Source organism: Amycolatopsis mongoliensis, assembly GCF_030285665.1.
GTDB lineage: Bacteria > Actinomycetota > Actinomycetes > Mycobacteriales > Pseudonocardiaceae > Amycolatopsis > Amycolatopsis mongoliensis.
Window position 1 is genome coordinate 3310543 of sequence record NZ_CP127295.1, and the last position, 18807, is coordinate 3329349.

19 protein-coding genes are annotated in these 18807 nt (G+C 71.3%); 5 read left to right on the plus strand and 14 right to left on the minus strand.

Translation table 11 applies throughout. The annotated features are described in order from the left end of the window. Positions 1-10 precede the first annotated feature (10 nt). From QRX60_RS16180 to QRX60_RS16215, 8 genes are all read right to left on the minus strand, one after another. A complete protein-coding gene (locus tag QRX60_RS16180; protein ID WP_286001598.1) occupies positions 11-580 on the minus strand; it encodes a DUF3558 family protein in 570 nt (189 codons plus the stop codon). Then, positions 577-1074, minus strand: a complete 498-nt coding sequence (locus tag QRX60_RS16185) for a hypothetical protein (RefSeq protein WP_286001599.1) — start codon at positions 1072-1074, stop codon at positions 577-579. Before QRX60_RS16185 ends, QRX60_RS16180 begins: the two co-directional genes overlap by 4 nt. Positions 1075-1144: 70 nt before the next feature. Next, positions 1145-1837 (minus strand): ESX secretion-associated protein EspG, encoded by a 693-nt coding sequence (locus tag QRX60_RS16190; RefSeq protein WP_286001600.1) that lies wholly within the window; start codon positions 1835-1837, stop codon positions 1145-1147. A gap of 33 nt (positions 1838-1870) precedes the next feature. Further along, positions 1871-3115, minus strand: coding sequence for a hypothetical protein (locus QRX60_RS16195; protein WP_286001601.1), 1245 nt, complete (start codon positions 3113-3115; stop codon positions 1871-1873). Next, positions 3112-3555 carry a hypothetical protein gene (locus tag QRX60_RS16200; RefSeq protein ID WP_286001602.1) on the minus strand — a complete coding sequence of 148 codons (444 nt, stop codon included), beginning with the start codon at positions 3553-3555 and terminating at the stop codon, positions 3112-3114. Before QRX60_RS16200 ends, QRX60_RS16195 begins: the two co-directional genes overlap by 4 nt. Continuing rightward, entirely contained in the window at positions 3552-4127 is a 576-nt protein-coding gene (locus QRX60_RS16205; protein ID WP_286001603.1) for a 4Fe-4S single cluster domain-containing protein, read from the minus strand. Before QRX60_RS16205 ends, QRX60_RS16200 begins: the two co-directional genes overlap by 4 nt. Continuing rightward, complete coding sequence (locus tag QRX60_RS16210; protein WP_286001604.1) at positions 4115-4330, minus strand: DUF2997 domain-containing protein; 216 nt, start codon at positions 4328-4330, stop codon at positions 4115-4117. The genes QRX60_RS16205 and QRX60_RS16210 overlap by 13 nt, the downstream gene beginning before the upstream one ends. Continuing rightward, positions 4327-5949, minus strand: a complete 1623-nt coding sequence (locus QRX60_RS16215; RefSeq protein WP_286001605.1) for an AAA family ATPase — start codon at positions 5947-5949, stop codon at positions 4327-4329. The genes QRX60_RS16210 and QRX60_RS16215 overlap by 4 nt, the downstream gene beginning before the upstream one ends. 129 nt (positions 5950-6078) lie before the next feature. Here QRX60_RS16215 and QRX60_RS16220 point away from each other — a divergent pair, with 129 nt between their 5' ends. Further along, positions 6079-7737, plus strand: a complete 1659-nt coding sequence (locus QRX60_RS16220; protein WP_286001606.1) for an AMP-binding protein — start codon at positions 6079-6081, stop codon at positions 7735-7737. Positions 7738-7797: 60 nt separating this feature from the next. Here QRX60_RS16220 and QRX60_RS16225 read toward each other — a convergent pair whose 3' ends face one another. After that, positions 7798-8766, minus strand: a complete 969-nt coding sequence (locus QRX60_RS16225; RefSeq protein WP_286001607.1) for a R2-like ligand-binding oxidase — start codon at positions 8764-8766, stop codon at positions 7798-7800. Further along, complete coding sequence (locus tag QRX60_RS16230) at positions 8763-9362, minus strand: TetR/AcrR family transcriptional regulator (protein ID WP_286001608.1); 600 nt, start codon at positions 9360-9362, stop codon at positions 8763-8765. Before QRX60_RS16230 ends, QRX60_RS16225 begins: the two co-directional genes overlap by 4 nt. A gap of 95 nt (positions 9363-9457) precedes the next feature. On the opposite strand from QRX60_RS16230, the gene QRX60_RS16235 reads away from it, so the two are divergent. Then, positions 9458-10081, plus strand: coding sequence for an HAD family hydrolase (locus QRX60_RS16235; RefSeq protein ID WP_286001609.1), 624 nt, complete (start codon positions 9458-9460; stop codon positions 10079-10081). Here the strand turns inward: QRX60_RS16235 and QRX60_RS16240 are convergent. After that, positions 10078-10320 carry a hypothetical protein gene (locus QRX60_RS16240; protein WP_286001610.1) on the minus strand — a complete coding sequence of 81 codons (243 nt, stop codon included), beginning with the start codon at positions 10318-10320 and terminating at the stop codon, positions 10078-10080. The two genes, QRX60_RS16235 and QRX60_RS16240, sit on opposite strands and share 4 nt — an antisense overlap. A 132-nt stretch (positions 10321-10452) precedes the next feature. Here QRX60_RS16240 and QRX60_RS16245 point away from each other — a divergent pair, with 132 nt between their 5' ends. Further along, entirely contained in the window at positions 10453-10839 is a 387-nt protein-coding gene (locus QRX60_RS16245; RefSeq protein WP_086861937.1) for a cold-shock protein, read from the plus strand. Here the strand turns inward: QRX60_RS16245 and QRX60_RS16250 are convergent. Genes QRX60_RS16250 through QRX60_RS16260 form a run of 3 tightly spaced genes read right to left on the minus strand, consistent with a single transcriptional unit; the run spans position 10836 to position 14038 of the window. Further along, positions 10836-11312, minus strand: coding sequence for a DUF2771 family protein (locus tag QRX60_RS16250; RefSeq protein WP_286001611.1), 477 nt, complete (start codon positions 11310-11312; stop codon positions 10836-10838). The two genes, QRX60_RS16245 and QRX60_RS16250, sit on opposite strands and share 4 nt — an antisense overlap. Before the next feature lie 10 nt (positions 11313-11322). Further along, positions 11323-13221, minus strand: coding sequence for an MFS transporter (locus QRX60_RS16255; RefSeq protein WP_286001612.1), 1899 nt, complete (start codon positions 13219-13221; stop codon positions 11323-11325). Positions 13222-13270: 49 nt separating this feature from the next. Beyond that, positions 13271-14038: a glutaminyl-peptide cyclotransferase gene (locus QRX60_RS16260; protein WP_286001613.1), complete on the minus strand. Its 768-nt coding sequence runs from the start codon at positions 14036-14038 to the stop codon at positions 13271-13273. A gap of 50 nt (positions 14039-14088) precedes the next feature. Between QRX60_RS16260 and QRX60_RS51590 the strand changes: the two genes are divergently transcribed. Both QRX60_RS51590 and QRX60_RS16270 read left to right on the plus strand, forming a co-directional pair. Continuing rightward, on the plus strand, positions 14089-15999 hold the full coding sequence (locus tag QRX60_RS51590; protein WP_408630233.1) for a DUF3027 domain-containing protein: 1911 nt from the start codon (positions 14089-14091) through the stop codon (positions 15997-15999). Beyond that, entirely contained in the window at positions 15980-18799 is a 2820-nt protein-coding gene (locus QRX60_RS16270) for a sacsin N-terminal ATP-binding-like domain-containing protein (protein WP_286001614.1), read from the plus strand. Before QRX60_RS51590 ends, QRX60_RS16270 begins: the two co-directional genes overlap by 20 nt. Positions 18800-18807: the final 8 nt, after the last annotated feature.

Consider the following 18807-nt stretch of genomic DNA (forward strand, 5'->3'; position numbering starts at 1 on the left):
GGACTCCGTATCAGTTCTTCGGCAGCAGGGGTTCGATTTTCTCCGAGAATCCTTCGACGAGCTTGCAGGCGTTGGCCGTGTCCGATCCCGAGGTCACCAGCACGAAGGCACGGGATGACGGCTTCACTTCCAGCCAGATGCCGCACTGCCCGGGCGACTGGCGAGGTTCGCGTACCTCGACCGCTGCGCGCTCGTGGACCTTCCCCTCACTTGCTTGGCTCGGGTTGCTGACGTTGTTCTTGTAGCCTCGGCCGGGCTGAAGGGACAGCGCCACGTCGACCGGGCTCACGTCGCCGGCCCTCGGCTTGTTCGCGGCGCAGCTTTCCTTCGCGTCGGCGACGGTCGGGATCGCCGCCGGAAAACCTTCACTGGCAAGCGCTTGGTCCAAGAGCGAGCACGGGTTCAGGGAGGCGAAGGGATTGTCCGGATCGCTCGACGACGGGGCAGTGCTGGATGTATCCGTCGTGCTGACGGCCGAGCTCGGGTTCGCTTGACCGCCGACCTGACTGGTGCAGGCAGCCACCGCCAACACCGTGAAAGCGGCGGCGGCCAGAACGGACGGGATGCGTTGAGAGATCACTGACCCTGCAGATTCTTGTTCAGCTCGGTGAACGCCACGGTGTGGGCGTCTTCGGTTTCGCGGTAGTTCTTTCGCGCGATCACCATCGCCTCACGCGCCTCTTCGACCCCGCGTTTCATGAGCAGGAGGTTGGGGATCAACGCCTGCGGGTCACCGTTGATCGTCGTCGCGTTGAACCGGGCGACTGCCTGCGCGTAAGCGCTGCTCCCCATCCTCGCGGCATCAGCTATGATTTCCACGTCACGGAGCATCTTGTCGTAGCCGTCGATGAAGAAGTCGCAAGCTTTGATGTAGGCCTGGAACCCTTCCTCGTTGACCGCGAACTGACCGCCCTCCGCGAGGGCCTTCAGGTGGCTGCCGCCCGTGCTCACCTTCTGCGCGGCCGCGGTGTCCGCCGGTCCGGCGACTATGCCCGAGAGGAAGTTCGACCCCGCGTCCCCTTCGCCGGGTGGTGGCGTGAACGATCCCGGCGCGCCGAACTGCGAACCGCCCATGACGCCCTCCCAGTCGTCGGCACCACCCTGCGTGGTCTCTCCGCACTGTACTAGTGACGAACAAGCCGCGTCAGTGGTTCCTGCCACGCTCGTGGAGCCAGGTGCGCAGGTGAGAACCGTCCGATGGGGTGAACGTGACCCGGGTTTCGCCGCCTGGCAGGGCCTCGCTGAACATCAGGAAGCGGCCGCCCGCGTTGTCGACGAACGTCACCGTTCCCGCCGGCCTCAGCGTGCCCGACACCCGGACCGACAGCTCGAACGTGCCGTAGCGGTGCAGGGGCCACGACGAAAACTCGGTCGCCGCGTCCGCGTCGCGGCGGGTGCCGGGCTCGATGAACGTCAGCTCCGCCAGCGGCACCGGCCGGTACGCCGGGAGCATGCCGACCACCAGGTCGACCAGCCGGTCGGGCCGGGTCTGGGCGAACAGGATCTCCTCGCCCGCCAGTTCCGAAAACACCCCCAGGCCGTGGCCGACGGCCGCGCGGTAGAACACCTGGCGGCCCTCCTCCGCCGCGCGGACGACGATCAGCACGTCCGGCTGGGTCCACGCCCGCAGCGTCTGCTCCACCTCGATGTCCAGCTTGTCCGGCCCCGCCAGCCCGCGCGCCCGCATCGACTCCCAGGACGCCGCCGCGATGCGTTCGTTCTCCGTGAGGGTGCGGCCGGGGCTGCGGATCTCGAACGGGTGCCAGTTCGCCGGAAGACCGGTACGCCGGACCGCCGTGTCGACCTCAGCCAAGCCCAGTGAAAATTCCTCCGGCACGTCCCCGAGCGTAGCGGAACGGCCACCCCGCGCTCAGATGTCGAGCTGCCGCACACCCGTCTCGCGCAACGCCACCCGGCCGGCCGTCGCCCGTTTGCGCAAGCGGACGATTTCGTGCGGCTGCAGGCCGATCGCGACGCCGAACGCCTCGACGTCCGGGAACCCGCCCTGACGCTGCCGCAGCTCCAGCGCCTTGGCCACCTGCTCCGGGGAAAGCAGGCGAGCCAGCTCCGGCCCCGAAGCCGAGTTGACGTCCACCAAGGGCGCGGCCACCGGAACGGGAGCCGGCGGCGGAGCCAGCGCCACGGCGTCCGCCGACGGAGCAAGCGCGACGGCGTCCGCCGGGACGTACGCCTCGATCGTGTCGTTCTCCCGCAGGTGCCGGTACGCCAGCCCGACCGTGAACGTCCGCATCCCGCCGTTCGTCCGCACCGCGACCCCGTCCCGCGCCAGCGACAGGATCCGCAGGTCCGACGCCACGACCGTGCTCCGCTCGTTGAACGTCGTCCCGATCGGCCGCAGCACCCGCGCCCGCGCACCCACGGTGAACAGCGAAGCGCGCTCCTCCGGGACCTCGACCGCCGCCACCACAGACCCGTTGGCCAGGTCGTTCAGCCCGTGCACGACGGCGACGCCCTCGCGCCGTTCCAGGTGGTCGTGCGCGGGCTCGTGGAACGCGGTCAGCACGTCGCCGGCCATGGGCGGCACGTCGCACTGGAAGCCGAGCAGCACCGTCCCCGGTTGGCCGGTCGGCAGCTCTTCGAGACGCCCCGCCGGCCCGAACAGCCCGAGCACCCGCATCGGCTCGCCGGCCGGACGCCCACCCCGTGCCAGCGAGACCAGGGCCCCGGACCGCAGGACACCGGTCCGGACGACCACCTGGACGTGGAAGCCGGTCAGCTGGTCGTAGGCCGGCGCGACCACCTGGGAATGGCTGTCCTGGCGGCTCAGGTCCGGGCCGACCTCGTCGTCTGTGTACAGCTCCAGCGAGTCGCCGCGCCCGAGCTCGGTCCACCCGGCCGCGACGTAGACGTCCTTGAGGAACCCGGCGTCGGTCACCGGCTCGATGTCGCTGGAGAAGAACTTCTTCCGCACCATGATCCCGAGGCGCAGGTTGTCCGCCAGGACGCGGTCGCGCCGCAGCAGCCGCGCGCGGGCGCCGCGGACCGCGCGCCCCACGCTGACCTGCCCGCCGGGCAGCTCCCCGAGGCCGGGGACGGTGACCGAGCTGTGGAGCGCCTTCCCGAACTCGACCAGCCCGACCCTGACCTCGGTCACGACGTGGCGGCCAGGGTGACGCTGATCGACTGGTCGGCGTTGACGCGCTCGGACTCGACGACCATCCCGTTCGAAGCCGCGCGCTCCTTCAGCCGGGCGAGCACCGCGCGCTGCACCTCGGCGGCGTAGGCCTCGTCGACCGACAGCACCAGCCGCTGGGCTTCGGCCTCGGCGAGGCCGGGGCCGTCGACGTGCGCCACCTGGACGCCGTCGGGGCCGTAGCCGAACGTGATCCGCCGTCCCTCCCACGCGGCGACGACGGAGGTGCCGTCGTCGGTGACCTGCGCCCGCAACCCGGTGAGCGCGCGGGCCAGCAGGTCGCGGTGGCGCATCCGGGTCCGCACGGTGACGACGCCGGGCTGCGCCTGTGCGTGCGCCGCGATCGTGGCGGCGTTGAGCTGGGCCAGCGCCTCACTGCGCAGCTTGAGCGTGACACTCATCGGTGATCCCCTTCGAGCAGCGCTTCGAGTACTTCGGTGGTGGCGAACCCGTTCAGCTCGATCGCGCCGTCCGGGGCGATCGTCAGCTCGAGGCGGTTCGGGGTGGTGAAGATCGACTCGTCGTAGCGGTCGGTCAGGAAGTGGAACCGCTGGTTCACCGACCCGACCCACGGCCGCGAGGTCTCCGGCCGGTCGGCGAGGAAAGGCCCGTCCACCAGCAGATCCGTCGAGTCCAGGAGCTTCGACGGCGGCAGCTCCTCCAGGACGTGCCCGGTGAAGGTCATCACCGAAAGACCCGCTTCACGGACGGCTGCGGCGAAGAGACCCAGCGGTTCCGGCTGGTCGAACGGCTCGCCGCCGAGCAGCGTGACGCCCTCGATGCCGTCGATTGCCAGGACGCGCGAAACCAGCTCCTGCCACGGCACGAGCGCGCCGCCGCGGGTCGTCCACGTCTGCGGGTTGAAGCAGCCGGGGCAGCGCACCGAACAGCCCTGCGTCCACACCGCGCACCGCAGGCCGGGGCCTTCGGCCGCGGTGACGTCGACGATCCGGTGGAGGTTCAGGAGTTCCATTGCGACTGCTGCTGCGAAGCGGTGTTCTCCGCCTGGACGGACGTGCGCCGGTAGTCCTCGGTGAACTCCGACGTCACGGTCTCCGCGCCGAGCAGGTCCTCCAGCAGCGGGATGTAGTCGAGGCACTTGGACCCGGTCACGCCGTGCGTCTCGGCGCTGATCGAGCCGTCCTTGCCGATGGTGACGGTCACGCGGTGCGTCATACGTCGATCGTCCTTCCCCTCGGGGACTCCGGCGGTGGCGGCGCGACCGGGGCCGCCTCGACCTCGGCTTCGGTGTCCGTCGCTGCGACGGCCCGGGTCTCCGCCCAGTTCCGGATGGCCAGGATTTCGTCGGCCTGGGTGACCGACAGCGGCACGGTCGACTTCACCGCCCGCACCAGGTCGTCGCGGCGCAGCGGCCGCTTCTCGGCGAACGCGTCGACCAGGCCGGACAGCACGGCCTGCTCGATCTCGGCGCCGCTGTAGCCCGCACTGACGTCGGCGAGCTCGGTGAACAGGGCGTCGTCCAACCGCAGCTCGCTGCGGACGAAGTCGTCGGTGACGCGCCGGCGCAGGTGGATCCGCCAGATCGCGGCGCGCTCGGGCGCCGAGGGCAGGTCGACGAAGAAGATCTCGTCGAAGCGGCCCTTGCGGAGGAACTCCGGCGGCAGCGAGCCGACCTGGTTCGCGGTGGCCATCACGAACACCGGCGCCGACTTCTCCTGCATCCACGAGAGGAACGTGCCGAAGACGCGCCGCGCGGTGCCGCCGTCGCCCCCGCCGCCCGCGCCGGCGAGGCCCTTCTCGATCTCGTCGACCCACAGCACGCACGGCGCGATGCCCTCCGCGGTGCGGATGACCGTGCGGATGTTCTTCTCGCTGGAGCCGACCAGGCCGGCGAAGACGCGGCCCAGGTCCAGGCGCAGCAGCGGCAGCCGCCACATGTTCGCGACGCACACCGCGGACAGGCTCTTGCCGCAGCCGGGAACGCCGGTGAGCAGCAGGCCCTTCGGCGCCGCGAGGTTGTACGCCGCCGCCGCGGGTGTCCACGTGCCGGTGCGCTTGGTCAGCCACCGCTTGAGCCGGTCGAGGCCGCCGACGGCGTCGAAGCTGGTTTCCGCCGGCACGATGTCGAGCATCCCGGACCGGCGGACGGCCTGGCGCTTCTCGGCGAGGATCAGCTCCAGGTCGCTCGGGTCGAGCCCGCCGCCTTCGACGAGCGCCCTGGCGAACGCGTTCTCGGCCTCCGGCAGGGTCAGCCCGCGCGCCGCGGCGACGATCATGTCCCGGTCGTCGCGGTCGATGCTGATCCGGACGTTCTGCCGGTGCGCGGCGACCATGCCGTCGAGCAGCTCACCGATCTGGCGCTGGTCGGGCAGCGGGAAGTCGACGACGGTGGCGTCGTGCTCCAGTTCCGGCGGCACGGGCAGCGACGGCGACACGAGGATCAGGCTGAGCGGCACCGGCCGGGTCTTGAACGCGGCGGCGAGCTCCCGCAGCCGCCGGACGACGTCGGGGTCCGGCCGGTGCCCGCCCTCGGAAACCAGCGACGGGTGCAGGTCGACGAAGACGAACACGGCGGGTTCACCCCAGCCGTAGACGCGCTCGAGCGCGGCGGCCGCGGCGCGGGTCTCGCTGATCGGCGGGCCGCCCGCGGGGGCCAGCCCGGTGGTGGACGACCAGACGTACACCCGCCGGGGTGTCCGCAGCCGGCCCTGGTCCTCGGCCACCGCGCGGATCTCCCGCAGCACCCGCTGCTCTTCGTGCGTCTCGACGACCAGCAGCGGGTAGCGAGCCTGCAGCAACTGGGTCAGCTCGTCGCGAAACCCCTGGCCGGCCATCGATCGCCCCCTCGAAGTCCGCCCGGACATTACCAGCGCTTCGATCTCGAATCGGCTCCGAGCAGTCGCGACCGGCGGGTTCGCTTCCTAGACTCGGGTCGCCCGACGAAGACGTCTAAGGGAGGCACCATGCCTGACGCGCCCGCCCTGCCGAGCTACGACTCGGGAATCGCCGAGGTTCCGCTGCTCGGGGACACCATCGGCGACAACTTCGATCGGACGGTGGCGGCCTTCGGCGATCGCGACGCCCTGGTCGACCGGACGGCCGGCCGCCGGTGGACCTACCGCGAGCTGGCCGCCGAGGTGAACGCGCTGGCGCTGGGCCTCGTCGCGCGGGGTATCGGCAAGGGCGACCGGGTCGGGATCTGGTCGCCGAACCGCGCGGAGTGGACGTTCCTGCAGTACGCGACGGCGAAGATCGGCGCCATCCTGGTCAACATCAACCCCGCCTACCGGTCGCACGAGCTGGAGTACGTGGTCAACCAGGCCGGGATCGGCCTGCTGGTCGCGTCGGACAAGTTCAAGACGTCCGACTACCCGGCGATGGTCGACGAGGTCCGGGAGAAGTGCGCCGCGCTGGAGCACGTGGTGATCCTCGGCAGCGAGAGCTGGCAGGCGCTGATGGACGCCGGCTGGCAGGGCGATCCGGCAACGCTGGCGGAGAAGCAGGCCGCGCTCTCGGCCGACGACCCGATCAACATCCAGTACACCTCGGGCACGACCGGCTTCCCCAAGGGCGCCACCCTCAGCCACCACAACATCCTCAACAACGGCTACTTCGTCGGCGAACTGTGCAGCTACACCGAATTCGACAAGGTGTGCATCCCGGTGCCCTTCTACCACTGCTTCGGCATGGTGATGGGCAACCTCGCGTGCACCAGCCACGGCGCGTGCATGGTGATCCCGGCGCCGGCGTTCGACCCTCGCGCCACGCTCGAAGCCGTCGCCGCCGAGCAGTGCACGTCCCTCTACGGCGTGCCGACGATGTTCATCGCCGAGCTGAACCACCCGGACTTCGCGAGCTTCGACCTGTCGTCGCTGCGGACCGGGATCATGGCGGGCTCGCCGTGCCCGGTCGAGGTGATGAAGCAGGTCATCGACCGGATGGGGATGGCGGAGGTGTCGATCTGCTACGGCATGACCGAGACGTCCCCGGTGTCGACGCAGACCCGGTCGGACGACTCGATCGAACGTCGCGTGTCGACGGTCGGGCGGGTCGGGCCGCACCTGGAGATCAAGGTCGTCGACCCGGAAACCGGGCTGACGGTGCCGCGCGGGGAGCCGGGCGAGCTGTGCACGCGCGGGTATTCGGTGATGCTCGGGTACTGGGAGCAGGCGGACAAGACGGCCGAAGCGATCGACGCGGCCCGCTGGATGCACACCGGCGACCTGGCGGTCATGGACGACGACGGCTACGTCAACATCACCGGCCGCATCAAGGACATGGTCATCCGCGGCGGCGAAAACCTGTACCCGCGCGAGATCGAGGAGTTCCTCTACACGCACCCGGACATCCTCGACGCGCAGGTCATCGGCGTCCCGGACGAGAAGTACGGCGAAGAGCTGATGGTGTGGATCCAGATGCGCGAAGGCGCGGAGCCGCTGACGGTGGAGAAGGTGCGTGAGTTCTGCGAAGGGAAGCTCGCGCGCTACAAGATCCCGCGGTACGTGCAGGTCGTCGACGCGTTCCCGATGACGGTGACCGGCAAGGTGCGCAAGGTCGAGATGCGCGAGAAGTCGATCAGCCTGCTGGGCTTGGAAAAGGCAGCCGCCGCCAAGCACGCCTGAAAGCCGTGAATGGCACATTCAGGGACTTCAAGTCCCTGAATGTGCCATTCACGGCTTACGTCAGCCGGCTGCCGCGGCGGCCTCCGCGATCGCCTTCGCGTCCTCCTCGCCGAACGTCTCCTCCAGCTGCTCCGGCGAGTAGTCGACGTCGATCTGCTCCACCGGCATCCCGCGCGCCGACTCGATCGCGCCCAGCCGGCGCTGGGCCCGGTCCGCCGCGTACTGGATGATCTCCTGCGGGTCGTTGTCGAACGGGATCTCCTCGAACTGGTCCTGCACCCACTGGATCATGTTGAGCGCGTGCGGCAGCAGCTCGCCCATCCGCTGCTGGACCGCGTCCCACAGGGAGTCGTCCGCGGCGACGTGGCGGCGGCACGTGAACGTGCCCCACGCCATGTGCCGGCGCTCGTCGTCGCCGATGCGGCGGACCAGCTCCTGCATGCCCGGCAGGATGTCGTGCTGGGTGCAGATCAGCTGCCACGAGTAGTAGCCGGTCAGCGCGAGGCTGCCCTCGATGACGTGGTTGTACGTCACGCTCGCGCGGATCTGGTTGAGCGGACTGGGGTCGTCCTCCAGCGCGCGCAGCGACTGCGGTAGTTCCTCGTAGAACAGCTTGCGGTAGTGCGGGTTCTCCGCGACGAACGGGTGGAGGTCCTGGGTCAGCCCGACCGCGTCCATCCAGCGCCGGAACACCTCGGTGTGCTTGGCCTCCTCGAAGCAGAACTGCGTCAGGTACATCTCGTCGCCGAAGCGGCCGGTCGCCGACATCGCGCGCATGAACGGCTGGATGTCCTCGGTGACGGCCTCTTCGCCGGCGATGAACTGCGCGACCAGGTACGTCGTGCTTCGTTTTTGCTCGTCGTTGAGGGTGTCCCAGCCTCCGCGTTCCCGGCTGAAGTCGATGTCGGCCGGGTTCCAGAACTTCTTGTTCCCCTTGACGAACAGGCGCAGCGGGAACGAGTCCCAGTTCAGGCCGCCCTTGCGCAGCGAGGAGAACCCGGTGCGCAGTTCCGCGAGGGTGTCGGTCATCGTGTCACTCCATTGTGGACGAATTGGCGGATGGTGGGTGCCAGCACCGCGGTGACGGAGTCGGCGGCTTCGGTCGCCGAGTGCGTGGGGAGCACCAGGTGCGACAGGGAAAGCCGCACCACGGTCTCCGCGAGCAGGGCGGCCGCCTCCGCCGAAAGCCCCGGTTCGAGCTCCCGGTACTGCTCGGCGGCGAGCTCGGCGGCCGCGGTGAGGATCGGCTCGCCCCTGGTGGTGAGCAGCGGCAGCAGGTCCTCGCCGGCTTCGGTGCCGAGCGCCGCCGCGACCAGGCGGTTCTCCCGCGCGTGCTCGATCGTGTAGACGACGGCGTGGTGGATGCCCGCCAGGAGCCCGTCCGCCGTTTCGAACCGCTGCCGGATCCCGTCGAGGAACTCCGACGCGGTGCGCAGCGCCACCGCCTGGGTCAGCGCCGCCTTGTTGCCGAACTCGTTGTAGACGGTCTGCCTGCTCACCCCGGCCCGGGCCGCCACGTCGGCCATCCGCAGCCCCGCGTAGCCGCCCTCCGGCAGCAGGTCCGCGGCGGCGTCGAGCAGGGCTTCGCGAAGAGACGCCTTCGTCCGGTCAGTGAAGCTGGTCACACCTTCACCTTGACACAGATCACTCTGCTGTCAAGACGCTGTACACCATCGGTCGACGTGTAAATCTGTCGGTGGTCGCCAGTACCGTGTCAAGCGTGGGCATCACGGTGGGGTTCGACCTCGACATGACACTGATCGACCCGCGGCCGGGCATGGTCGCGGCGATGAACGCGCTCGGCGCCGAAGCGGGCCTGCCGCTGGACGGAGAGCACTTCGCCGCCAACCTCGGCCCGCCCCTCGACGACGCGCTGCGCGGCTTCGAGGCGCCCGAGGAGCGCATCCCGGGTCTCGTCGACCGGTTCCGCGCGCTGTACCCGGAGCTGGTCGTGCCCATCACCGTCGCACTGCCGGGCGCGGCCGAGGCGCTCCGGGCGGTGCGCGCGGCCGGCGGGCGCACGCTGGTCGTCACCGGGAAGTACGGGCCCAACGCGCAGCTGCACGTCGACGCGCTCGGCCTGGAGGTCGACGAGCTCGTCGGCGAGCTGTGGTCGACGCGGAAGGCGGAGGCGCTCCTGGCGCACGACGCCCGGGTGTATGTCGGAGATCACGCCGGCGATGTCCGGGGAGCACTCGCCGCGGGCGCGACCCCGGTCGGCGTCGCCACGGGCCCGTGCGACCGCACGCTCCTGCTGAGCGAGGGCGCCGAGGTGGTGTTCGACTCGCTGACGGAGTTCCCGGACTGGTTCGAGCGGACCTTCGCGGGGAGCGTGGTGCCCTAGTCGGCTTTCTTGGCGCGCGCCTCGCGGACCAGCGCGATCAGCCCGAGCAGCAGGCCCAGCGGAGTGATGATCCCGGCGGCGGCCGAAAGCCACACCGGCAGGTTCTCCAGACCGGCGGCGAACATGATGAACACGGCGAGCACGGCCAGCATGCCGATGCCGAACAACCCGATGCCGATGCGCATCAGGAACGGTTTGCCCGGGGCTGCCACGGCGGCCTCCTTCGTCGCGGTCTTCATGAAGCAGAGGGTATCCGCAGGTATCGACTTCTCCCCAGGGCCGGTGGCGAGATACCCTTTCAGGAGCGCGCCCTGGGTACGCCCCCGGGCGCGTTCGTCGTGAGCGGGACAGCAGAAGGATTGGTGAGGGAAGTGCCGACCGGCAAGGTCAAGTGGTACGACGCGGAGAAGGGGTTCGGCTTCGTCACGCAGGACGGCGGCGCCGACGTCTACATTCGCAAGGCCGCGCTGCCGCAGGGCGTCGAGGGGCTCAAGGCCGGGCAGCGGCTCGAGTTCGGCGTCGCCGACGGCCGCCGCGGGCCGCAGGCCCTTTCCGTCCGCCTGCTCGACCCGCCGCCGTCGGTCGCCGAGGCGCGGCGCCGTCCCGCGGAGGAGCTGCACGGCCTGATCGAGGACATGATCAAGCTCCTCGAGCTGAAGGTGCAGCCGGACCTGCGGCGCAACCGCTACCCGGACCGCAAGCACACCAAGCAGATCGGCGAGATCATGCGCGCGGTGGCCCGGGACCTCGATCCCTAAGCCTCGAGCCGCAGGCCCCACACGTCGCTGGGCAGCAGGCCCGACTCGCCGGTGCTGGAGTTCAGCACGGCCGTGTACTTCTGCACGTCGACCGCCGAGATGCGGTCGGCGGGCGTCGGCGGGGTGACGGTGTAGGCGTACCGGTCCAGTGACGTGAACGGGATCGGGTCGCTCTGCTTGTACTCGCCCTGCGGGGTCACGTACTCGTAGACGATCTGCCACGGCGCGTCGGCGACCTCGCCGGGCACCGAGATCTGCACGGGCTTGCCCGGGCGGACCTTCAGCGTCTGCGTGTCGCCCTTGGCGCTGCACGGCTGCGCGAGCTGCTGGGAGTAGTCGCACGACAGCACCGGCGTGGTGTTGATCGTGTGGCCGTCGGCGTAGAAGGTGACCTCGGCCGGGCCGGGAGCCGAGCAGCCGGCCACCGCGAACCCACCGGCCGCAAGCAGGGCCACCACCCGGGAACGTCGCATGTGCCGGAGCCTACCGGCGGGGCGCCGGGTCCCTGGGCAGGCCCTGGGCCGGGAAGCTGCCGGTCGGCTCGGGGCGCAGCGGCCGGTCGCCGCCGAGGCCCGGCACGAGCGAGCCGCCGCGGCGCACCAGGTACGTCTGGGTCAGGCCGACCGCCAGCACGAGCGTGATCACCAGGAAGCCGATCCAGTACGTCGGCGGCAGCAGCAGGCCGACCGCCCCGCCGAGGCACCAGGCCAGCTGCAGCACGGTTTCCGAGCGGCCGAACGCCGACGCGCGCGACTCCTCGGGCAGGTCCTCCTGGATGACGGCGTCGAGGCTGATCTTGGCCAGCGCGCTGGCCGTCGCGCCGACCAGGCCGACGATCGCGGCCGTGGCCAGGCCGGGCAGGATCGTCGCGACCAGCGCGGCCAGCACGCAGCCCGCCACGCACCCGACGATCACCTGGTCCGGGCGGCCGAAGTGCAGGCGTGAGCCCAGCGCGTTGCCGAGGAACCCGCCGGCGCCCGCGGCGGCGCCGATCACGCCGAGCAGCAGCAGCTGCATGAACGGCGTCTGCCCGCTGCCTTCGGTCTGGGCCTTCACCGCGAACGCGGCGAACATCATGAGGAAGCCGGTGAGGATGCGCACCGAGCCGTTGCCCCAGAGCGCGACGACGATGTGGCGCCCCATCGGCTGACGGCGCTTCTTCTCCTTCGGGTGGGCCCACAGCGACGTCGGCACCTCACCCTCGGTCGCCTCGACCCAGGCCGGGATCCGCATCGACTGCACGGCGGCGGCGACGCAGATCAGCGCGGTGAACCAGAGCGCGCCCGCCGAGCCGGAGATCGCGTTGATGCCGCTGGCCAGCGCGCCGAACGCGCCCGCGGCGACCAGGCCGAACGTGGTCAGCCGGGCGTTGGTCTTGGAGAGCGTGATCTCCGACGGCAGCACCCGCGGTGTCACCGCGGCCTTGAGCACGGTGAACGACTTCGACAGCACCATCATCCCGAGTGCGGCCGGGTAGAGCAGCCAGTCGTCGAAGTGCAGGGCCATCACGACGGCCATCAGCCCCTGGCCGACCGACGACGCGCACATCGCCAGCCGCCGGCCGCGCTGGACCTTGTCGAGCGCGGGCCCGATCACCGGCGCGACCAGCGCGAACGGCGCGATCGTGATCAGCAGGTAGAGCGCGACCTTGCCCTTGCTCTCGCCGCTCGTCGCGGCGAAGAACAGGGTGTTGGCCAGCGCGATGGCCATCGCCGCGTCGCTGGCGTAGTTCAGCATCACGGCGTAGGTCAGCGACGTGAGACCGGATTTTTCGGCGCCGTCGGCCTTCGTCGCGCGCTGGAAGGCGCCCACGGCCTGGCCGGTCAGCTGCCGGCTGCGCATCGCCGCGACCCGCGTGACGGTGATCTTCTTCGGCAGCTTCGGCGTGCCGCCCGGGGTGCGCGGTTCCTCCCGCGGCGGCTGGGGCGCCGGCTCGGGCGGCCGCGGTTCGCCCGCGTAGCCGCCGGTGTCGTAGTGCTCGTACTCACCGCTGCCGGGGCGGCGTTCGCCCTGGTAGAAACCGGGCGGCTCGCGGTGCACGGGCTCGGTGCGGTTCGGGTCGTACGGCCGGGCACCGCGCGGAGGCGGCGGACGGTGCCCCCGCGGCGCGGCGGCGGTCGGCGCTTCGTTCGCGTTCGGCACGCGGTCGTCGTAGTAGCCACCACGCGGGGGTGGCGACGGTGGCGGGACGGGCCGTTCGACGCGGGTGGGCGGCGGCGCACTCCGGTGCTCGACGCGGGTGTGCTCCGCCCGGGTGGGGGCGACGGCCTCCCGCCACGGCTTGGCCTGCGCCGCGCCCGGCTCCGGTGCCCAGCGCCGCTTCGGCTTGCGGCCGCGCGGCTGCGAGCCGGAGCCGTCGGAGCGGGAGCCGAAGAGTGCCACGTCTCAATCCTGCCTTACCGGGGGCCGGTTCCGCCTGCTCATCCGTGCTTCAGTCGTTCTTCGGGACGAACCTCACCCGGAACGTGACCTGCCACTGCTTCCCGGTGAGGAGGAACTCGTCCGTGCCCGGTATGGCGGCTATGCCGTTGAGCACGTCCTCGGTGCCGGTTCTGTTCAGCTGCGCGCGCAGCTGACCTGCGTCGATCATCCCGGTGACGTGTCCGGTGGCGGCGTCGACCCGCAGGATGGTGTCGGTGTGCCAAACGTTTGCGTAGACGTCGCCGCCCACGCATTCGAGCTCGTTGAGCTGGTCGCGCCCGACGTCGACGGCGCCGGTGACGGCGAAGGTCTTCGGGTCGCGGAAGGTCAGCTGGGCCGAGCCGTTGCTCATGACGAGCCGTCCGCCGGCCTGGTGGCACAGGCCCCAGCCCTCGCCCTGGAAGGGCACTCGCCGCAGCTCGGCGAGGGTTTTCGCGTCGCGTTCGATGGCGAAGCCGTCCTGCCAGGTGAGCTGCCACAGCGTCGGCCCGAGCACGGTGACGCCTTCGCCGAAGAGCGGCGAGGGGAGCGTGGCCGTGGTGGTGGGTGGCCCGCCGGCGGGCCCCGCCGTGAGCGTCGACTGCCCGGCGAGGCCCGTGCTTTCGTAGAGGGTGTCGCCGGCGAACTCGAGGCCTTCGGTGAAGGCGGCGGGGTCGTGCGGCAGGGTCGAGACCACCTGGACGGTCAGCTGTTCCGGGCTCGTCTCCTGGCCGGGGGCACTGGCGCAGCCGCCCAGCGCGGCGGCCACCAGCAGCGTGGTGATGATCGGCGTGCGCACATGAACAGCCTGGCACGGGCGCCGAGGATGCGTGCGGCACAATTGGCCGCATGACGCTGCTGCTGACCCTCGATGACGGTTCCGTGCAGCGCAAGCTCGCCGATGCGGTGGAGTTCGCGCGCGCGGCGGTGCTCGACGAAACGCCCGAGGAGCAGATCGGCACTCACGTGGGTGTTTCCCGTGAGGACGCGGTCACGGCGAGTCACCTCTTCGAGGCCCAGGTACCCGGCTACCGCGGCTGGCGCTGGTGCGTGACGGTCGCCCTGGCGGGCGACGACGAGCCGGTGACGGTCAGCGAGGTCGTGCTGGTGCCCGGCCCCGAGGCGCTGATCGCGCCGGCGTGGGTGCCGTGGGAGCGCCGGGTGCGCGCGGGCGACCTGGGCGTCGGCGACATCTTCCCGACGGACGAGAACGACCCGCGCCTGGCCCCGGCGTACCTGCAGTCGGACGACCCGGCGGTGGAGGAGGTTTCCCGCGAGGCCGGCCTGGGGCGCGTCCACGTGCTGTCCCGTTTCGGCCGGACGGAGGCGGCGTCCCGCTGGCACGGCGGCGAGTTCGGGCCGCGCTCGGACATGGCTCGCAGCGCCCCGGACGTGTGCGGGACGTGCGGGTTCTTCGTGCCGCTGGCGGGTTCGCTGCGCGGGGTGTTCGGGGCGTGCAGCAACGACATCTCCCCGGCGGACGGCCACGTGGTGGACGTGGAGTACGGGTGCGGGGCGCACTCGGAGGTCGAGGTCGAGGTGACGTCGTCGGTCCCGGTGGCCGAGCTGGTGTACGACGACTCGCTGTTGGACTTCACGCCGGTCGCCCCTTCGGAGGTGGCGGAATCGGCGGCGGCCGAGCCGGAGACGGCGATCACGGAGGCGGACGTCTCGCCGGCGGAGGTGGAGCCGGAGGTGGCCGACGCGGCTGTGGCTGAGGATGCGGCTGTGGATGTGGTCGCTGTCGCGGTCGCCGAGCCGGTGGCGGCCGACCAGAGCGCGACCGAGTCCGATTCGGCTCCGGCACAGGTTGAGGCGGCTGTGGCTGCCGAGCCGGTGGCGGCTGAGCCCGACTCACCGCAAGCCGAGGCAGCTGTCGTGGCTGCCGAGCCGGTCGCGGCGACCGAGGGCGAAGCGGCCGAGGGCGAAGCGACTGAGGCGGCGGCCGAGCCGGTGCAGGCCGAGGCGGCCGATGTGGTGGCCGAGCCGGTTGCGGCCGAGGGCGAAGCGACCGATGCGGCGGCTGAGCCGAGTGCGACCGATGGCGAAGCGGCCGATGCGGCGGCCGAGGAGGTGCAGGCCGAAGCGACTGATGCGGCCGCCGGCGCGGGTGCGGCGGACTCCGAGCAGACCGAGGTGACGGTTCCCGAGACCGAGCGTGCGACGATCGCCGAACCGGTCGCGGCGCAGGCCGATGTGGCTGCCGAGCCGCAGGCGGCAACCGAGCCCGCGGCCGAGTCGGCCGATGAGCAGGCGGAAGTTGCCGCCGAAGCTGCTGCGCCGGTGCAGGCTGCTGTGGCGGACCCTGCGGAGGCGCAGCCGGCGCAAGCCGAGGTGACCGATGCCGCTGCTCAGCCGGAGCCGAGCCCGGCCGAGCCGCCGGCGGCTCCCGTCGCGGCGGATGTTCCCGAGCCCGCGGAGGCCGAGCCCACTCAGGCTGAGGTCACGGATGCGGTTGCCGACCCTGCGCCAGCGGTTCCCGAGCCCACGGAGGCTGAGCCCACTCAGGCTGAAGTCACGGATGCGGTGGCCGAGCCGCAGCAGGCCGAAGCCGTTGCGCCGGTGGTGCCCGAGCCCGCCGAGGCCGAGCCTGCACAGGCTGAGGTCACCGACGCGGAGCCGCCGCAGGGTGATGAGTTGCCTGTCGCCGCTCTCACCGACAATGTCGTCACCGAGACCTCGGAGACCGCTCAGGCCGATGAGGCTCAGGCCGCGGCCGACAGTACTGGCGAAGCCACCGGTGAGCAGCGGAACCTCTGAGCCGCACGGGGCCGATCCCTTCGGCACCGCGCGGCTCCGTGACTCCACCCTGCGCGCCTGGCAGGACTCGCCCACCCGGCTCATCGAGGACACCAACGTCGAGCGGGATCTGCGCGTCGGTGCCTATCGGGATCGGCTCTTCGTCGAGCTCGCCCAGAACGCCGCCGATGCCGCCATGGCCGCCGGGCGGCCCGGCCGGATCCGGGCGTCCCTCGTGGACGGGGAACTCAGGTTCGCCAACACCGGCGCCCCGCTCGACGCGCGCGGGGTCGCTTCCCTCGCCTCGCTGAGGGCATCCGGGAAGACCGGGGACACCGTCGGGCGCTTCGGGGTCGGGTTCGCCGCCGTCCGGACCGTTTCCGACGCTCCCAGCGTCGTCTCCACCACCGGCGGGGTCACCTTCTCCGCCCGGGAAACCCGCGCTGCCGCACACATCGAAGGCGACGTTCCGGTCCTGCGGCTTCCCTGGCCGGTGGCGGCCGACGTCCCGGCCGGCTTCGACACCGAAGTCCGGCTGCCGCTCCGGGACGACGTCGACGGGCAGGCGCTGCTCGATCAGCTCGGCGAGGACGTCGGGGACCTGCTCCTCGCCCTGCCGTGGCTCGCGGAGGCCGATGTGGACGGTCGCGTGTGGACACGGCGAGCTGACGGCGACACCGTCGAAATCCGGGGCCCGGAAAAGGAAACCCGGTGGCTGACCCATCGTGGTGACGTCGTCTGGGCGGTGCCGGTCGACTCCGACGGAGTCCCGAAGCCGCTCGGCGAAGACGTCCTGCACGCGCCCACCCCCACCGACGACGGACTCTCGCTGCCCGCGCGGCTTCTCGCGACCTTGCCCGTCGAACCTTCGCGTCGTCGGGCGCTGCCCGGGCCCGAGCTGACCCAAGCGCTCGAGAACGCCGCCGCCGAGTACGTTCGGCTGGTTCGCTTGCTGCCGCCGGAACAGCGGTTCGCCCTCGTTCCCGTGCCGGGGTTCCCGAAGTCCACTGTGGACGCAAAGCTGCGGGACGAAGTGCTGGCGAACCTCAGTGCCGAGCCGTGGCTGTCCACTCAGGACGGTGGGGAAGTCGCCGGGCGGCAGGCGAAGGTGCTCGACGTCGACGTGCCCGGGCTGCCCGAGCTGATCGCCGACGTCGTTCCCGGCCTGCTCAAGGGCGCGGCGCCCGCCGGTGTGCTGAAAGCCGTTGCGGTGCAGGTCATCGGCATCGAAGAGGTGCTGGAAACGCTGACCGGCGTCTCCCGTGAGCCGAGCTGGTGGCACGACGTCTACGCGGCACTCGCCCGGGCGGTCGAGTCCCACGCGCTCGCGAGTGAGCGGCTGGACGGGCTGCCCGTGCCCCTCTCCGACGGCCGGACGCTGCCCGGGGCGCGGGGTTGCCTGCTGGTCGAAGGCTCGGCCGAGCTGCTCGAGCTGCTGTCCGATGTGGATATTCCCGGACTGAGGCTGGTGCACCCCGCCGCGTCGCACCCGCTGCTGGAACGATTGGGCGCCAAGCAAGCCGACGCCAGGGAACTGCTCAACGCCGACCAGCTGCGCGACGCCGTCGAGCGCAGTGTCGAAGACGTCAAGTCCGGATTGGACGGGACGACCCTCGCGGGGGCCGTCCTCCGGCTGATCGCCGACTGCGGCGACGAAGCCCCTCGGTGGGTCGGTGCGCTCGCCCTGCCCGCCACCGACACCTGGCGACGCGCCGACGAGCTCGTGCTCCCGGCGTCACCGCTGCTCGACGTCTTCGACGAAGAAGTCTTCGACGAGGACGGCGCACTCGACGTCCTCGACGAGGACTTCGCCGAAGACTGGCCGGACGACACGCTCGAGGCCGCCGGTGTGCTCGACTCGTTCGCGCTGGTCGTCGACGACGAGCCGCACGAGCCCGACCACGACCTGCCGGACGAGGAAGCCTGGTGGGACTCGCTGCCGGAGCCGCCGTCGACGCTCGTCGCGATCCGGGACCTCGACCTCGTCGCCGACGACGCCTGGCCCGCCGCCCTGCGCCTGCTCGCCGCGCGTCCCGAGACGCTGCGCGCTCTGCGCACGTCGAACGGGCACGCGGCCTGGTGGATCGCGCAGTACGCCGTGCTCGGCGGGCTCGCCCCCAGCGAGTGGCGCCTGCCCGGCGCCGACCTGGCCGGGCTCTACGACGAGGCTCCCGACCTCGGCCTGAGCGAGGACCTGCTCGAGACCGCCGGGGTGCGGACCGACCTGACACTGTCCAGTGTGGACGAGGTCGAAGACGTCCTGAAGCGCCTCGCGGATCCGAATCGGACGATCTCGGGTGGACTGACCACCCGTGCTTACGACGCGGTCGTCGAGTCCGGGTTCGAACCCCGGCCGCCGGAGGCGGTTCGCGCCGCCGACGGGTCCGTCGTGGACGGTGCGCTGGTCCTCGACGTGCCGTGGGTGGCCGGCGCCCTGGAACCCGACCAGTACGTCGTCGCGCCCGAGGACCCCGAACGCCTCGCCGACCTGCTCGACCTCCCGCTCGCCAGTACCGAAGAAGCCGTGGTGACCAGTGCAGGCGAGTACGCGCCTTGGGCCGAGCTACCTGCGCTGAAGCTCGTCGCGGACCAGCTCGGCATCCGGCTGCCCGAGGGCGGCGTCCTGGTGCACGACCCGCTGACCGTGGCGATCCAGGGCACCGAGCACGATGTCCAGTGGTGGTCCGACGACCGGCTGCACGCCGCCGACACGTCCGAAGGCCTGGCGCGCGCGTTCGCCTGGGCGGCCGGGCGCTGGCCGGACCGGCACCTGATCACGGCGCTGCTCGACGACCCCTCGCCGCGGACGCTGCTCGCGTAAGCGCCGAC